Source organism: Marixanthomonas ophiurae, assembly GCF_003413745.1.
Taxonomy (GTDB): Bacteria; Bacteroidota; Bacteroidia; order Flavobacteriales; family Flavobacteriaceae; genus Marixanthomonas; species Marixanthomonas ophiurae.
On the sequence record NZ_QVID01000002.1, the window covers coordinates 1 to 16,229 of the forward strand.

Below are 16,229 nucleotides of genomic sequence, written 5' to 3' on the forward strand. Positions count from 1 at the left end.
TCTTACCATTCCGAACAGAGTAGTTAAGCCCGTTTGCGCCGATGGTACTACACCGTGGGAGAGTAGGTCGCCGCCTTCTTATAAACCCCCTCATCATACCGATGAGGGGGTTTTTTTATGCATAAAATTTAAACAATCATAGCTAATTAGTTTTATAATTCAAAGTGAAACGTAGTAACTAGCATTTTCGTACCCCAATAAATATCGTTTCTTCATGTGCATTATAGATTCTTTAGTCATATCTACAACGGAATAATCCATAAATTAATTTGTAAATGTTCCTTTTGTAATCAAACCAATGAGCGGTACAATGCTATTTGGTGGGTCGGGACCTTCAAATTTTATTGAAATGGTATCTTTTTCAGAAATTATCTGTAACGAACCTATAGATCCATCATCACAGCCCGGACAGCCATTTATTTTAGGTAAAACCCTTATAGAATCTAATATAAATGACTGGTTTATCTGTTGCCAATCGGTTTTTGTAAGCTTGATGGTATCTTTTTTTATCTTTAGCTCGGGACTAGGAATCGCTTTTCCTGGTGTTTGGATAACTTTCTTGAAATTTTTATTTATAATAAACGTGTAGTCACAATATCCCTTGCACATCGCTGAGCTGTATTGTAATTTAATTTTGGTAATTGCTTCTTGTTTCTGTTGGCAAGAAGTGCTCCCATAAACCAATACAAAAAGGATTAATAGTGCTTTCATACTCTTCAAATTTAAATAGGTTCGTTTATTAGTAGCTTCTTTAATTTTTTTAATTACTAGTTACTTTCTTATGAAAATTTCAGCAAATACATACCCGATGCAATTCACCTTACATCAATTTTATTACTTTCAATATTCAAGTATTTTAAAACGTGTTATAAAATTAATGTATTAGTGTACTTTGAGGTTGTAGATATGTGCCAAAGGCTACTACAAATGTTCCAAGAACGAGGGATTAATTTAGTTATGAGTTTTTTGAAATATAATCAGTTGGTGTGCACCCATATACTTCTTTAAAGCACCGAGTAAAATAGGATGGAGAATTAAAACCGGTTTGATAGGCAATTTCCGAAGAACTATTATCCGATTCTTTTAACATACGGCAAGCTAGTTTCAACCGTTGTGAACGGATAAATGCTGTTGTGCTCATACCGACAATGGAGGTCAGTTTTCGATGCAGTTGGGTACGACTCATATGCATGAGTTTTGAAAATTTTTCGCTGGTAAGTTCAGGGTCTGTAATGTGCTCGTCCAAGACCACCTGCATGCGGTTTAAAAAGTCTGTTTCGGTAGAAGTAATGGCGAGCTCTGGGTTTAGCTCGAATGTTTTGCCGAAATGTTCTTTCAGTTTTTGCCTGCTTTCAATCAGTTTTTCAACTCTTATTTTTAATTTTTCAATACTGAAGGGCTTAGTTATGTAGGCATCGGCTCCCGTTTTAAAACCTTCAATTTCATTTTCTTCACCGACTTTTGCGGTTAATAAGATGATGGGAATATGACTGGTCAGTTTGTCATTTTTCAGGGTGTGACACAGCTCTATTCCGTTGGTTAAGGGCATCATTATATCGCTGATAATCAAATCAGGTAGTTTTTTTTTGGCTTTGTTAATTCCTTTTTCTCCGTTTTCCGCAGTAAAAACTTTATAAACTTTACTTAGGTTGGAAGCAATATAATCTTGAATTTCAAGGTTATCTTCAACGACCAATACAGAATAAGTAGGAGTGTCTTTTTTAAGTGTTTTAATCTGAGTTGCTTCGGTTTCGATACTGCTTTTATCTTTTTTGTAGATTTCACTTTCCGTAAAAGCATTTTTGGTTATGGGTAAGGTGACGCTAAAAGTTATCTCATTAACATCATTTTCAGCAACCGATATAGTGCCTCTATGTAGAGCAACTAACTCTTTTACAAGTGCAAGTCCAACTCCCATCCCTTCTGAAGATGAGTCATTTTGATGAAAACGTTCAAACAGTTGTTTTAAATCGGTTTTTTTAGAATCACTTTTCACGTTACTAACTGAAAGCCATACATTCCCTCCCTTTTCAAAAGCATTAAACTGAATATTCGTATTAGCAGGAGCATACTTTATGGCATTAGACAAAAGGTTTGAAACCGTTTTTTCTATTATATCAGCATCAAACCAAGCTTCTTTTATTTCTTGAATATTAATTTCTATACTTTTTTCTTTACTATTTGCTGTATATTGAAATGCTGCTGTTATTTGATGTAAAAGAACTGAAAGGTCTGCTTTTTTAACGGTTAATTTTACTTCGCCTGAATCGATCAACGATAAATCCAACATTTGGTTTACCAAGCGCATCAACCGGTTGGAATTTTGTTGTATTAAATCAAGATCTTTTTTGTCCTCTGGTCTCAATTTTTGTTTCTTCAATTGGTTTTCCACTGGACCAGAAATCAAGGTTAATGGTGTTCGTATTTCGTGCGAAATATTGGTGTATAGTTTTGTTTTAAACTCGTCCAATTTTTTAAGCCGTTTGGTTTCTTCATGCTCCAACCGTAATTGAGCCTGTACATGCCAACGCCATTTTAAATAAGCATACAGAGCGTACATAAGCAATAAGGCTAAAAGAAAATATATCACCTTGGCAAGGTTTGTAGCATACCAAGGCTTTAAAATAGTAAAGGAATAGGAGGCCGGGTTGTTATTCCAGACTCCATCGTAATTACTTGATATTACTTGAAAAGTATAATCTTCTGGTGGTAGATTGGTGTAATGCGCAGTATTGTTGTTGCCAGATGCAATCCAATCTTCATCATTATTAATAAGTCTGTATTTATATTGATTGCGTTCGGGTTGTGAATAATGCAACGAAGAAAAGTTAAAGGTTAAGGTGTTTTTATTATAAGGTAGTTTTTGGTTAGGAATCATTTTTCTTTCCTCATTAAAAACCTCTAAACCAGTAATAACAGTTTTTGGTTTTTTGGGATTAAAGGTCAACTGGCTGGGTTGAAACCAATTAATGCCTTCCAATCCGCCAAAATAAAGTGTGCCTTTTTCATCTCTGTAATAGGCTCCTGTATTATATTCTAAAGCCTGCAACCCATCATAATTACTGTAGTTTTCAATCGTGGGTCGGTAATTTGCATCGGTATTTATTTTTGTTAATCCTTGGTTGGTGCTCAGCCAAAGATTGTTTTGACCATCTGGCAAAATACCATAGATAACATTATTAGGGAGCCCATCTTTTTTGGTATACGTTTGGACGTTTTTTTCGGCTATGTTATACAATTTCAGACCGTTTCCATTGGTGCCCACCCAAAGCAAGTTTTTGGAATAGTACAAACATTTAATGTTATCTGGGACCGAATTAATTTTAGAAATGGAGTCTTTTGAAATATTCAACCTGTACAATCCATCGTTTTCTGTACCAATCCAGAGTGTGTTGTTGTCACCTTGAGCTACAGTACGAATATTGTTGGTCTGTAAACTTGAATTGGTTACATCATATTTTTTTACAACTCCTTCCGTTTTATCATAAACAACAAGGCCTTGATTGCGGGTGCAAAGCCAAAAGGTGGCTTTATCGCGTTTCAGTATTTTCCAAATGGTAAGATTTTCAGTGCCTTTACAGGTTGTAATTGTATCATCTTCATGTAAGGTTTGTAAACCATTATTTTGATGACCAATTAAAACATTACCGTCGTTCATATAAAGACTCATAACCCTATCGCCGGCTAAATTTGAGTTCTCTTGTGTAAAGGTTTTAAATTTTTTACCGGATAAAGATGCTTTGGTCAAACCTTTTCCTGATGTACCCATCCATATTGTGTTGTTATCCACAACAATCGAACGAATTACATCCACGTGAATATTAGGAGGAGTTTGGTTGTTAGTGAGTACATTGAACTTGACCAAATTTTCATCATAAAAACTTAAGCCTGCTCCGTCTGTACCCAGCCAAACGGTTTGAGTAAAATCTTTATAGAGGCATAGCACATCATTGTAATGAAGTGCGTAAGGGTCGGTTTTGTTTGCTATAAAATGTTGAATATATTTCTTTTTAAAGTCAATTAAATAGGCGCCATATCCGTAGGTTGCTACCCAAAGACGTTGTTGATTATCTAATAATAAATCTTGAATGTTTAAGTCTATGGGGAAGGAATAATTCTCAAACCCAGAGAAGTGTGAAAATGTTTTTTCCTTTATTTTTTTGATAAATAGGCCTTTCCCATAGCTTCCAGTAAATAATGTAGTTTTATCATCTATTGACAAGGCACTGAGAGCTGTATTCTGAAATAATTCCCTTTCAAGAAAACCATAGTTATCATCTTTAATTTGCAACAGCCCTTTTGAAGTAGAAACAAGGATGGTTCCTTGCCATTCTATAATATCATAGCTGTTAAGTGAAAGATGCTCCTTTTTAAGAAGTTGTATCGTGTCTTTTGTAGCTGGATTAATTTTATACAAACCATTTCCGTAGGTACCTAAATAATATTCTTTTTTATCATCCTGAAAAAATACACTTGCACTTTTAATGCCTGAAGCAACTTTAAACGAGTCTTCTTCTTCTAGATAAACTTCCAAAATCCCTGTATTGGAGATAATCCATAGTTCTCCTTCTTTGTCCACATAAATTTTACCCAGTTTACTAAAATTAGGTCTTGTAATATCTTCAAACTGTCTGTCGTAATGCGTAAACTTTTTACCGTTGTACTTATTAAGCCCATCCTGCGTAGCAAACCACATAAATCCGGTGCTATCTTGAGCAATACTCACTACACTGTTTTGTGATAAGCCTTGTTTTACTGTCAATTCACGAAAAGAAACTTGCTTTTGGACCACTTCATTTTGTTGCGATAAAGTTTCTTTTACACAAAATAGAGTCAATATAAGACTAAGAATATATGTATATGTGAGATTACTTTTCATACCTAACTGATATATAAAGGTATAAAAGTATTTTTATAACATACGAAATTGAAGCTTTTCAGTTTTGTTTAGCAACTGAAGAAAATTCTCTCTATTATTTATTTTCACCGAAAAGAGCCTTAAGCATCCACTTTATTCCGTTAAAAAGAAGGTAGATGGTAGCGGCCATGCCAAGAATAGCGAGGGGTAAAAGATAGTATAATGGGATTGTCTCTTTATTTAAAAACGCAAACGTAAAAAGATAGGTAGTTAAGACCAATAATGGTAACGCAATGGCCAATCGTTTTAGGCCTTTAACAAGAAACTGTTTGTTGGTATATTTTTGGTTGGTGTCTTTCAATTTTTGTAATTGTTTACTGCCTTACGTACATTTCCGTGTTGTTGTAGTAGTTTTAATGCTTCTTCTGAAGAAATATTCAATTCGCTCATAATCATTCTAGTGCCGCGATCAACTAATTTATTATTGCTCAATTGCATATCGACCATTTTATTGCCCTTTACACGGCCTAATTGAACCATCGCAGCGGTGGAAATCATGTTGAGTACTAATTTTTGAGCCGTTCCAGCTTTCATTCTCGAACTTCCTGTTACAAACTCAGGGCCGACGGTCACCACAACAGGAAATTGGGCTGTAGTAGCCAACGGACTTCCTTCATTACAGGTAATGCAACCAGTGGCAATATTAGTTTCATTACATTTTTTTAAAGCTCCAATTACATAAGGGGTAGTCCCTGAAGCAGCAATACCGATAACGATATCTTTTTCTGAAATATCGTAACTTTTAAGATCGTCCCAACCTTGGTTTTCGGAATCTTCGGCAAACTCCACTGCATCCCGAATGGCTTTATCACCACCGGCAATCAGGCCGATTACCATTCCGTGGGGCACACCAAAAGTAGGTGGGCATTCACTAGCGTCTACTATTCCTAATCGGCCACTAGTACCAGCACCAATATAAAATAAGCGACCTCCATTTTTTAATTTTTCTGAAACTATTTCAGAAAGAAGGGTGATCTCAGGAAGTGCTTTCTCAACAGCTAGGGGGACGGTTTTATCTTCTTTATTAATGTTATGTAGCAGTTCAGAAACACTCATCTTTTCTAGATGATCGTAATGAGAATCTGCTTCGGTTGTTTTTTTGAAAGCCATACTGCAAATTTACAATACTTAAGAGAACTAATGTTTTTTATTGCACTGTATAATTTAAAATAGATGTTTCAGAAATGCGAAAATAACCTAACGGAAAATTATCAGGGTTTGTTTCATTTACAAGATTACCACGAACGGTAGCCGGTTGGGTCTCAAATGGACCGCCGCTACTATCACTTCCTTGTTGCAGTAGAATAAACATAAAATTATAAAATTGCTCATTTGCCCCATGTAAGTAAAAAGCTACTTCGTCTCCAGTTTCTAAATCGTCAACTACATAGAAACCGAAAATGGAATTCCCATCAAAAAACTCATCATCAAAAACATCATACACGTCTCCTCTTTGAGAGAGACCTTCAAAAAAGTAATAATTTTCTGTGTTAGCAGGATCGGTAAAGAAGGCTTTTAGTTCAATGCTTTCTCCGTCAAAACCGCCATCGTTTCGTTGTTCTACAAATTCTAATGGAACAACCGTTTGCAATTGTTCAGTAGCGGAATAGACTTCATCATTATAAACTACTTCAAGTGTGTAATCAGTATTCGATTGCGGATTAAAATCTTGATACTCATATAACCCATCCGATGTGTTTTCAATAGTATAAATAGTTCCATTTTCAGCTGTGATGGTTACCGTTGCATTATTTACAGTATTAATTTCATTGTCGAAAAAAGGAATGGTCGTACTTAATTTAACACGTGCAACTGAAGAATCATTCTGGATGTTTTTGGTAATTTCAGCATCAATAACTAGCTTCGGTTTTCCTTCGTTTAAATCTATATCGACCACTTCTTCACACGAAGCGAATATTCCGAAGCAAATAATACTTATTAAAAATTTCTTCATCACCTAAAATTTAAAATTATATGTTACAGCGGGAATAATACCAAAAATTGACAATCGCACTGCTTCGTTGCGTCCAATATCAGTATTTTCACTAAACGAAATAGAAGCGGCATTCATTCTATTGTACACATTATAAATACTAAAAACCCATTCGCCTTTCCATCTTTTTTGTGAATTAGGCTTCGGTGTCCATGTTGCCGAGAGATCTAAATGATGGAAACTACTTAAACGACTGCTATTTCTAGCTTCATAAACAGGTATTGTTAAATTATTAAATTCGTACTGTCCGTTAGGAAATGTAGTAGGTTGCCCTGTTTGAAAGATAAAATTAGCCCCAAAAGACCATTTATTAGATAGCTCGTATTGTGCGGTAATGGAAATATCGTGCGTTTTATCCCAAGGCGAATTGTACCATTGGCCGTTGTTAATGCCAATTTCTGCAGGTGTTCTTCCGGGTGTACGTTGTTCACTTTTTGATAACGTATAAGCAATCCAACCTTGTAATTTTCCTTCGTTTTTTCTAAATAAAACCTCTAATCCATACGCTCTGGCTTCTCCGTTCAACAAAATTTGTTCTACGGCATTATTGGCAATCAAATCGGCCCCGTCTACATAATCTAACCGATTGTCAACGGTTTTGTAAAAGCTTTCAATTTCAAATGAATAGTTGTTGAACTTCTTAAAATAACCTACAGCAACTTGATCGGCCAATTGCGGCTCAATGTATTTTCCGCTTGGAGCATAAATATCAAAAGGAGTAGGAGCGGTGGTGTTACTTATTAAATGAATATATTGTGCCGTCCTGTTATAACTAGCTTTTACAGAAGATGTTTCGTTTAACTGATACGCAACGGAAAAGCGCGGTTCTAAATTGGCAAAGCTTTCAATGGTTTTACTTCTACTGAAGGAAACTGTATCAATAGGCGTTGCTTTTTGATAGATATCTAAATTCTCATCGTAGGCAACGGGATTATCGTTTGCATAAACATTTAATTCATCTTGGCCCAATCTATTAAAGGTTGAAAGTCGCAAACCGGCTTGTATGGCAAGTTTATCGGTTAATTCGATTTCGGCTTCTGCGTAGAGAGCATTTTCAAAAGCGTATTTATCTGTTAATTTAAAAGGGTTAATTCCTGAACTTTCGGTAGTAGGTTTTATATCTCCGGGATTGAATTTATAATAGATACTATTTAATCCATAACGTAATTCGACGTTATTTGAAAGAAAATGTGTGAAATCGTATTTTAGATTGAAATTTCGAATACCGCTGTCAAAATCAAACTCTACAAAGCTTAACTCTAGCCCGTAATAATAGTCTGAATAGATTAAGCAGAGGTTAGAGAATAACTTTTCAGAAAAAAGATGATTCCACCGTAAATTTAAAGTCGTATTTCCGAAGCTATTTGAGAAGCTATCGGCTATATCAAAAACATCTCTCCCAAAATATCCTGAGAGGAAAAGTTTGTTGTTTTCATTCAGGTTATAGCTGATTTTTGTGTTTAAATCGTAGAAATACGCCACGTTATCATTATCAAACAAGGGTAGAAAAAGATGTGCATAGCTACTACGGCCACCCACTAAAAAGGAGGCGGTGTCTTTTTTAATCGGGCCCTCTAACAACAAGCGGCTCGCTACTAATCCAATTCCTCCAGTCGCACCAAATTTACGTTTACTTCCATCTTTTTGATAAATATCTAATACGGAAGAAACACGTCCGCCATACCGTGCCGGAATTCCACCTTTATACAGCGTTAAGTCTTTAATCGCATCTGGATTGAAAACTGAAAAGAAACCGAATAAGTGATCACTGTTGTAAAGTGTCGCTTCGTCTAACAAAATAAGATTTTGATCGGCCGCCCCACCGCGAACGTTAAAGCCACTGGAACCTTCGCCAGCTCCCGTAACGCCGGGAAGTAATTTGATAGATTTAATAACATCTTTCTCACCTAAAACCACCGGAATTTTTTTGATGGTATTAGCAGAAAGCCTATTAATACTCATTTCTGGCTTTCTAATATTGAGCGCTTCGACATCCGATTTTATCAAAACTTCATCTAATGATTCAGTGTTGTTTTCTAGATAAATATTGTTTTGAATATTTTCTGAAAGCGATATCGTCTTTTGCTGAGTGGCAAAGCCAAGGCTACTGTAAAAGATTTCATATTCTCCTTCTGGTAATGTTATTGAATAATATCCATATTCATTAGTTGTGGTTCCTGTTTGTTGAGAAGGAATAAGAATATTTACTCCAATAAGCGTTTCGCCACTTTCTATTGCAGAAACTGTCCCGCTGAGAGTGAACTTTTCTTGAGCAAACGAAGAAATGCTAGCAAGAAAAAAGTAGAATAAAAATAATTTTTTCAAGTTTAATGATGCGTTTATGATTGATGAAAAAAAAAGAGTCTTCAAAATATTTTGAAGACTCTTTTTTTAAAACGGATTATTTAATTTCCGAAAGAATGCTGTTTAGCGTTTTGCTGGCGCGCATTTCTTCAAAAACTCTATCTCCATTTGGTTTGTAATAGCCATTTATATCAACTGGGCTGCCTTGAGCAGCGTTTAACTCACTCACTATCTTTTCTTCGTTTTCAGAGAGTTTTTTGGCAATAGGAGTAAAGCGATTTTTAAGTACGTCGTCCTTATCTTGATTTGCCAATTGTTTTGCCCAATACATCGCTAGATAAAAGTGACTGCCACGATTATCTAATTCGTTCACCTTTCTAGAAGGCGACTTCTTATTGTCTAAGTACATTTCAGTAGCTTCATCTAAAGCTTCGGCTAATACTTTTGCTTTTTCATTGTTGTATGTATCGCCTAAATGATCTAATGAAACAGCTAAGGCTAAAAATTCACCTAATGAATCCCAACGAAGGTGTCCTTCTTCTATAAACTGCTGAATGTGCTTTGGTGCAGAACCACCAGCACCGGTTTCAAATAATCCTCCGCCATTCATTAATGGAACAATAGAAAGCATTTTTGCACTAGTTCCCAATTCTAAAATAGGGAAAAGATCGGTTAGATAATCACGTAAAACATTTCCGGTTACCGAAATAGTATTTTCACCTGCTTTAACACGCTTTAACGTATATTCGGTTGCTTTTTCAGTGGAAAGAATTTTTATATCTAAACCTTCAGTGTTATGCTCTAGGAGGTATTTGTTTACTTTCTTAATTAATTCGGCATCGTGAGCTCTATCTTCATCTAACCAAAAAATTGCAGGCCATCCAGTTGCACGAGCTCTGCTTACAGCTAATTTTACCCAATCTTGAACAGGTAAATCTTTTACTTGACACATTCTCCAAATATCACCTTCAGAAACGGTATGTTCCATTAGAGTGTTTCCGTTTGTATCTACGATGCTTACTTTTCCTTCCGAAGAAATTTCAAACGTTTTATCGTGCGAACCATATTCTTCAGCTTTTTGAGCCATTAACCCAACATTGTTTACTGTTCCCATTGTGGTAGGATCGAATGCGCCGTGTTTTTTACAGAAATCGATGGTCGCTTGGTATAAAGGTGCATAACTGCTATCTGGAATAATCGCTTTAGTATCTTTAGTGTCTCCATTTTTATCCCACATTTGTCCCGAAGTACGAATCATCGCTGGCATAGAGGCATCGATAATAACATCACTCGGTACGTGTAAGTTGGTAATGCCTTTATCGCTGTCTACCATAGCCATATCTGGATTTTCATCCATAATACGGTCAATGTGCATTAAAATTTCATTGCGTTTTGTTTCAGGAAGATTTCCAATTTCACTAAGTAAATCTCCAAAACCATTTTTAACGTCAATGCCTAATTCTTTAAAGGTATCACCATATGTGTCAAACAATTCTGCAAAATAAACGCGTACTGCGTGTCCAAAAATAATAGGGTCGCTAACCTTCATCATCGTTGCTTTCATATGTAATGAAAACAAGACATCTTTTTCTTTAGCGTCTTTTACTTGTTCTTCTAAGAAGGACAACAACGCTTTTCTACTCATAAATGTACCGTCAACAACTTCGCCTTTTAAAACAGGAATAGAAGATTTTAAAACGGTTTCTTTGCCATTAGTGTCGGTATGCACAATGTTTACACTACCTTCAGTATTGATAGTAACCGACTTTTCATTATGGAAAAAATCGCCTTTGCTCATAGTAGCCACATGGCTTTTAGAGTCGCTGCTCCATTTACCCATTCGGTGTGGGTTTTTCTTAGCGTAATTTTTAACTGCTTTTGGTGCTCTACGGTCACTGTTTCCTTCCCGTAGCACTGGATTTACAGCACTACCTTTTACTTTATTGTAGAGAGATTTTATCTTTTTTTCCTCTTCAGTTTTTGCTTCATCTGGATAATTGGGTAAGTTGTAACCCTTAGATTGTAATTCGGAAATAGCTGCGTTTAACTGTGGAACGGAAGCACTGATATTAGGAAGCTTTATAATATTAGCTTCTGGTTGTTTAGCAAGTTCGCCCAATTCTGCCAATGCATCGTTTACGCGTTGGTCTTCCTCTAAATAGTCGGAAAACTGAGCTAAAATTCTGCCAGCTAGCGATATATCGCGCATTTCAATTTTAATATCTGAAGGAGCGGTATAGGCTTCAATAATAGGTAGTAAGGAATGAGTTGCTAAATAAGGAGCTTCGTCCGTTTTTGTGTATATAATTTTTGCAGCTTTTGTCATTGCGATTGTTCGGTTTTTGGAGGTTAATCTTACATTTTCAGAATTGCAAATATAGCGAATTGACAAGGCTTTTAAAAGGTTGGCTATCTTATTGTTTTGTTAACTATTTATATCGATGCCAACCTTTTAAGCTGTTTTTCTGAAAATGGATTGGTTATTTTGATGCGTTTTCTAAAGCGTCCCAATACTCATATGCTCTTCGTAAGTGTGGAATTACAATAGTGCCACCTATAAGAAGTGATACACTTAAGGCTTCTACAACTTCTTCTTTTGAAACATCAAGCTTATAGCAGGCTTCCAAGTGATACCGTACGCAATCATCACATCGTAATACCATAGAATTACCCAAACCAATTAGCTCTTTGGTTTTTTTAGGTAGTGCTCCTTCGGTAAAGGCATTGGTATCCAGATTAAAAATACGTTTGATAATCTTATTATTATCTTTTAATATCGCATCGTTCATTTTTGACCGATAAGCATTGAATTCTTCTACAATATTATTTTCCATTTTTCTTAGCTTCTTTTGCTTGTTTGCGGAGTACCGCTTTTGATATGTAAATACTTATTTCGTATAAAATAACCACAGGAACTGCAACTATAACTTGACTAGCAATATCTGGCGGCGTTATCACTGCAGAAATAATCAATACGATTACTAATGCAAATTTTCTATATTTCCGGAGTATTTCGGGGGTTACTAAACCTACTTTGGTTAAAAAATAAATAACAATAGGCAGTTGGAAAATTAGTCCGCTTGCTAATACAGAGGCCCGCACCAACGAAATATAACTACTTAAATCGAAATCGTTAAAAACTTCTTCACTTACGCGGTAACTTCCTAGAAAGTTGATAGAAAGTGGCGTTATAACGTAGTACCCGAATAAAACACCAATAAAAAACAAAAAGGAAGCTATAAAAATAAACCCTCTACTGTTTTTTCGTTCATTAGGCATAAGCCCTGGACTAATAAACTTCCAAAACTCAAAGACAATGTAGGGGAAAGCTACGATAATTCCTGCGGTAATGGAAGTCCAGATATGGGCTGAGAACTGCCCAGACATGGTTCTACTCTGAATACGAAACGGTAACTCATCAAAACAGAAACTGTCCATACCTATGAATTGAGCAGCTTTACAGAGTAATTTATAGGTAGGGAAATTTGCGCTTTTCGGGCCAAATAATAAGACATCAAAAATAAAATCTTTAGCAATAAAGGCTAGCGTAGCAACGATGACTACGGCAATAGTTGAGCGTATTAAATGCCAGCGAAGTTCTTCCAGATGGTCCAAGAAGGACATTTCCTTTCCAGAGTTTGGGTTTTCAAGTTGTTTTGCCATTAAATAATGCCTTCTTTAGTAAGGTTGTGGATATGGACAATACCCGCATATTTTCCATTTTTTTCGGCTAATAACTGCGTAATACCAAAATCGTCCATCGTTTTAATAGCCTCAACAGCCATTGCATCATTTTCAATTTTCTTCGGATTTTTGGTCATAATATCTTTTGCAGTTATCCCTTTTAGGTTGTCCATTTTGCTTAACATTCTACGCAAATCGCCGTCGGTAATAATCCCGATAATTGTTCCGTTTTCAATAACAGCAGCAACACCAAGCATTTTTTCTGAAATTTCAACAATAACATCTTTAAGTTCGGTGTCAGGATGTACTTGTGGTTTTTCATTTAACGAAGTAAGGTCGCTTACCCGCAGGTATAATTTTTTTCCTAAAGATCCTCCTGGATGGAATTTTGCAAAATCCTTACTAGAAAAACCGCGTAAATCTAATAATGCCATTGCCAAAGCATCGCCAATTACTAATTGTGCTGTAGTACTTGTTGTAGGGGCAAGATTGTTAGGGCAAGCTTCTTTTTCAACATAAGCGTGCATAACATAGTCTGCTTTTTGACCTAAAAACGAATCTTTATTAGAGGTTATGGCTATGAGTTTGTTATCACTGGCTTTAATTAACGGAACGAGGACTTTTATTTCAGGTGTATTCCCACTCTTAGAAATACAGATAACAGTATCGTTTTTTAGTATAGTACCTAAATCACCGTGAATAGCATCTGCTGCATGCATGAATATGGCAGGCGTTCCAGTAGAGTTTAAAGTGGCAACTATTTTGGTGGCAATATTTGCACTTTTGCCTATTCCTGTAATAATAACCCTACCTTGCGAGTTAAATATATAGTCTACTGCAGCAGCAAATTCAGCATCAACTAAAGGTGCTAAATTTGCAATAGCTTCACTTTCAGTCTCTATAGTTTTTCTTGCTACAGAAATAATTTGTTGTTCTTTGTTCAAATTTTAATCTTTTGAATGTTTGAAACTGTTTCAGAATTTAGTATATTGAAAATGCAAAATGCACTAACTGGCTTAAACTTCTGTTTAAAGATACGTTTTACATTGTTGGTTGCAAAATTACAATTGTTCCTGTGTTATGGCAATTTAATTTTACTTCCTTTTTATATTAATAATTAAAATTTATATAGCAGCGTGACCGATACCGAATTATACGCAGCACTCAAACAACATTTTGGATTTAGTGCTTTTAAAGGACTTCAAGAAGAAGTAGTTAAAAGTATTCTTGGTGGTAATAATACCTTTGTTATTATGCCAACAGGAGGAGGAAAATCCCTTTGTTATCAACTTCCTGCTCTTATCGAAGAAGGTACGGCCATTGTGGTTTCACCTTTAATAGCCTTAATGAAAAATCAAGTAGATGCATTGCGCTCTCTTTCTTCGGAAGAAGGAATAGCACACGTATTAAATTCTTCATTAAATAAAACTGAAGTAAGAAAGGTGAAAAGTGATATTGAAAACGGTGTCACCAAATTGCTTTACGTCGCTCCGGAATCCCTTACCAAAGATGAATATGTCCAATTTTTACAAGGACAAACTATTTCATTTATGGCCATAGATGAAGCACATTGCATCAGCGAATGGGGCCACGATTTTAGACCTGAATACCGAAATTTACGAAAAATTATTGAGCGCATAGGGGATAATATTCCTATTATAGGACTGACAGCAACGGCAACCCCGAAAGTGCAAGAAGATATTTTAAAAAACTTAAGCATTCAAGATGCTAATACGTTTAAAGCTTCTTTTAACAGACCTAATTTATATTACGAAATACGGCCAAAAACCAAAAATGTAGATGCAGATATTATTCGCTTTGTTAAAAAGAATGAAGGCAAGAGCGGGATTATTTATTGTCTTAGCCGAAAGCGGGTAGAAGAACTTGCTCAAACTTTACAGGTAAACGGTTTAAAGGCCGTGCCGTACCATGCAGGTTTAGATGCTAAGAGGAGAGTGAAGCATCAAGATATGTTTTTAAAGGAAGACACCGATATTGTGGTGGCTACTATTGCTTTTGGTATGGGTATAGATAAACCCGATGTGCGATTTGTAATACATAACGATATTCCTAAAAGCATTGAAAGTTATTACCAAGAAACAGGTAGGGCAGGTCGTGATGGAGGAGAAGGACATTGTTTAGCTTTTTACAGTTATAAAGACATTGAAAAACTTGAAAAATTTATGAGTGGAAAACCAGTTGCCGAACAGGAAATTGGTCACGCCCTCTTACAAGAAGTTGTAGCGTTTGCCGAAACCTCCATTTCCCGTAGAAAATTTATTCTTCATTATTTTGGTGAAAAGTTTGACAATAAAACTGGTGAAGGTGGGAATATGGATGATAATATGCGCTATCCCAAAAAGAAACACGAGGCTAAAGAAGACGTATCATTATTATTGAGTATTGTAGAAAAAACCAAACAACAATATAAAGCAAAAGAAGTAGTAAATGTGCTGGCAGGTAAAGCCAACGCGATGATTAAATCGCACCGAACAGACACACAACCTTTTTTCGGAGCAGGAAAAGAAAAAGAAGCTTCTTACTGGATGGCTCTTTTACGTCAGTTGTTAGTGGCTAGATATATACGGAAAGACATAGAAACCTATGGTGTTGTTAAGTTAACCGAAAAAGGAAGAGATTTTATGCAATCTCCTTCTAGCTTTATGATGACCGAAGATCATAGTTTTAAAGAGGCTAATGATGATACCATTATTACCAATCAAAAAGCAGGAGAAGCAGCCGATAAAAACCTTTTTAAACTATTAAAGGATGAACGTAAAAAAGTGGCAGACAAAAAAGATTTGCCGCCATTTGTTATTTTTCAAGACCCTTCGCTAGAAGATATGGCGTTAAAATACCCTATAACCATGGACGAATTATCCAATGTTCATGGGGTAGGAGAAAGCAAAGCCAAAAAATTTGGGAAGAGCTTTATTGCTCTTATTGAACGATATGTTGAAGAAAATGATATTCTACGTCCAGATGATTTTGTGGTAAAATCTACAGGAAGCAACAGTGCCTTAAAGTTGTATATTATTCAAAACGTAGACAAAAAACTACCCTTAGACACCATTGCCAACGGTAAAGGATTAGCAATGAACGATTTTATAAGAGAGATGGAAGCCATAGTTTTCAGTGGCACCAAACTCAATATCGATTATTGGCTCGAAGATATTTTAGATGAAGATCAACAAGAAGAAATACATGAATATTTTCTAGAAGCTGAAAATGATAAGATAGATGAAGCCATGGAAGAGTTTGATGGTGATTATGACGAAGAAGAACTACGCTTCTACCGTATTAAGTTTATAAGTGATGTGGCTAATTAAA

The 16,229-nt window shown here is 35.7% G+C and carries 11 protein-coding genes and 1 rRNA gene; 2 read left to right on the plus strand and 10 right to left on the minus strand.

Translation table 11 applies throughout. The features are described 5' to 3' along the window. Positions 1–79: ribosomal RNA gene (gene rrf / locus DZ858_RS15415) — 5S ribosomal RNA — on the plus strand; the annotation flags it as partial. Positions 80–264: 185 nt separating this feature from the next. Here the strand turns inward: rrf and DZ858_RS10310 are convergent. The 10 genes from DZ858_RS10310 to DZ858_RS10355 all read right to left on the minus strand — a co-directional run bounded on the left by DZ858_RS10310 (position 265) and on the right by DZ858_RS10355 (position 13,843). Continuing rightward, entirely contained in the window at positions 265–711 is a 447-nt protein-coding gene (locus DZ858_RS10310; RefSeq protein ID WP_117159586.1) for a hypothetical protein, read from the minus strand. A gap of 244 nt (positions 712–955) precedes the next feature. Further along, a complete protein-coding gene (locus tag DZ858_RS10315; RefSeq protein ID WP_117159587.1) occupies positions 956–4,879 on the minus strand; it encodes a hybrid sensor histidine kinase/response regulator transcription factor in 3,924 nt (1,307 codons plus the stop codon). Positions 4,880–4,973: 94 nt separating this feature from the next. Next, positions 4,974–5,219, minus strand: a complete 246-nt coding sequence (locus tag DZ858_RS10320; RefSeq protein ID WP_117159588.1) for a DUF6095 family protein — start codon at positions 5,217–5,219, stop codon at positions 4,974–4,976. Continuing rightward, entirely contained in the window at positions 5,216–6,028 is an 813-nt protein-coding gene (murQ, locus tag DZ858_RS10325) for an N-acetylmuramic acid 6-phosphate etherase (RefSeq protein ID WP_117159589.1), read from the minus strand. Before murQ ends, DZ858_RS10320 begins: the two co-directional genes overlap by 4 nt. Positions 6,029–6,065: 37 nt before the next feature. After that, positions 6,066–6,872 carry a DUF4249 domain-containing protein gene (locus DZ858_RS10330; RefSeq protein WP_117159590.1) on the minus strand — a complete coding sequence of 269 codons (807 nt, stop codon included), beginning with the start codon at positions 6,870–6,872 and terminating at the stop codon, positions 6,066–6,068. A 3-nt stretch (positions 6,873–6,875) separates the two neighbouring features. Beyond that, positions 6,876–9,236 (minus strand): TonB-dependent receptor, encoded by a 2,361-nt coding sequence (locus DZ858_RS10335; RefSeq protein ID WP_117159591.1) that lies wholly within the window; start codon positions 9,234–9,236, stop codon positions 6,876–6,878. Between the two features lie 76 nt (positions 9,237–9,312). Continuing rightward, positions 9,313–11,541, minus strand: a complete 2,229-nt coding sequence (locus tag DZ858_RS10340; protein ID WP_117159592.1) for an NADP-dependent isocitrate dehydrogenase — start codon at positions 11,539–11,541, stop codon at positions 9,313–9,315. A gap of 154 nt (positions 11,542–11,695) precedes the next feature. Further along, positions 11,696–12,049 (minus strand): carboxymuconolactone decarboxylase family protein, encoded by a 354-nt coding sequence (locus DZ858_RS10345; RefSeq protein WP_117159593.1) that lies wholly within the window; start codon positions 12,047–12,049, stop codon positions 11,696–11,698. Next, positions 12,039–12,878, minus strand: coding sequence for a twin-arginine translocase subunit TatC (gene tatC / locus DZ858_RS10350; RefSeq protein WP_117159594.1), 840 nt, complete (start codon positions 12,876–12,878; stop codon positions 12,039–12,041). Before tatC ends, DZ858_RS10345 begins: the two co-directional genes overlap by 11 nt. Then, entirely contained in the window at positions 12,878–13,843 is a 966-nt protein-coding gene (locus DZ858_RS10355) for a KpsF/GutQ family sugar-phosphate isomerase (RefSeq protein WP_117159595.1), read from the minus strand. The genes tatC and DZ858_RS10355 overlap by 1 nt, the downstream gene beginning before the upstream one ends. A 192-nt stretch (positions 13,844–14,035) precedes the next feature. Between DZ858_RS10355 and recQ the strand changes: the two genes are divergently transcribed. Then, positions 14,036–16,228, plus strand: a complete 2,193-nt coding sequence (gene recQ, locus DZ858_RS10360) for a DNA helicase RecQ (RefSeq protein ID WP_117159596.1) — start codon at positions 14,036–14,038, stop codon at positions 16,226–16,228. Position 16,229 lies beyond the last annotated feature (1 nt).

Excerpts from the sequence above, each read along its gene's own strand:
- DZ858_RS10345 (WP_117159593.1), bottom strand. The coding sequence starts at position 12,049 with ATGGAAAATAATATTGTAGAAGAATTCAATGCTTATCGGTCAAAAATG.
- DZ858_RS10310 (WP_117159586.1), bottom strand. The coding sequence starts at position 711 with ATGAAAGCACTATTAATCCTTTTTGTATTGGTTTATGGGAGCACTTCT.
- murQ (WP_117159589.1), bottom strand. The coding sequence starts at position 6,028 with ATGGCTTTCAAAAAAACAACCGAAGCAGATTCTCATTACGATCATCTA.
- DZ858_RS10330 (WP_117159590.1), bottom strand. The coding sequence starts at position 6,872 with ATGAAGAAATTTTTAATAAGTATTATTTGCTTCGGAATATTCGCTTCG.
- DZ858_RS10315 (WP_117159587.1), bottom strand. The coding sequence starts at position 4,879 with ATGAAAAGTAATCTCACATATACATATATTCTTAGTCTTATATTGACT.
- DZ858_RS10340 (WP_117159592.1), bottom strand. The coding sequence starts at position 11,541 with ATGACAAAAGCTGCAAAAATTATATACACAAAAACGGACGAAGCTCCT.
- tatC (WP_117159594.1), bottom strand. The coding sequence starts at position 12,878 with ATGGCAAAACAACTTGAAAACCCAAACTCTGGAAAGGAAATGTCCTTC.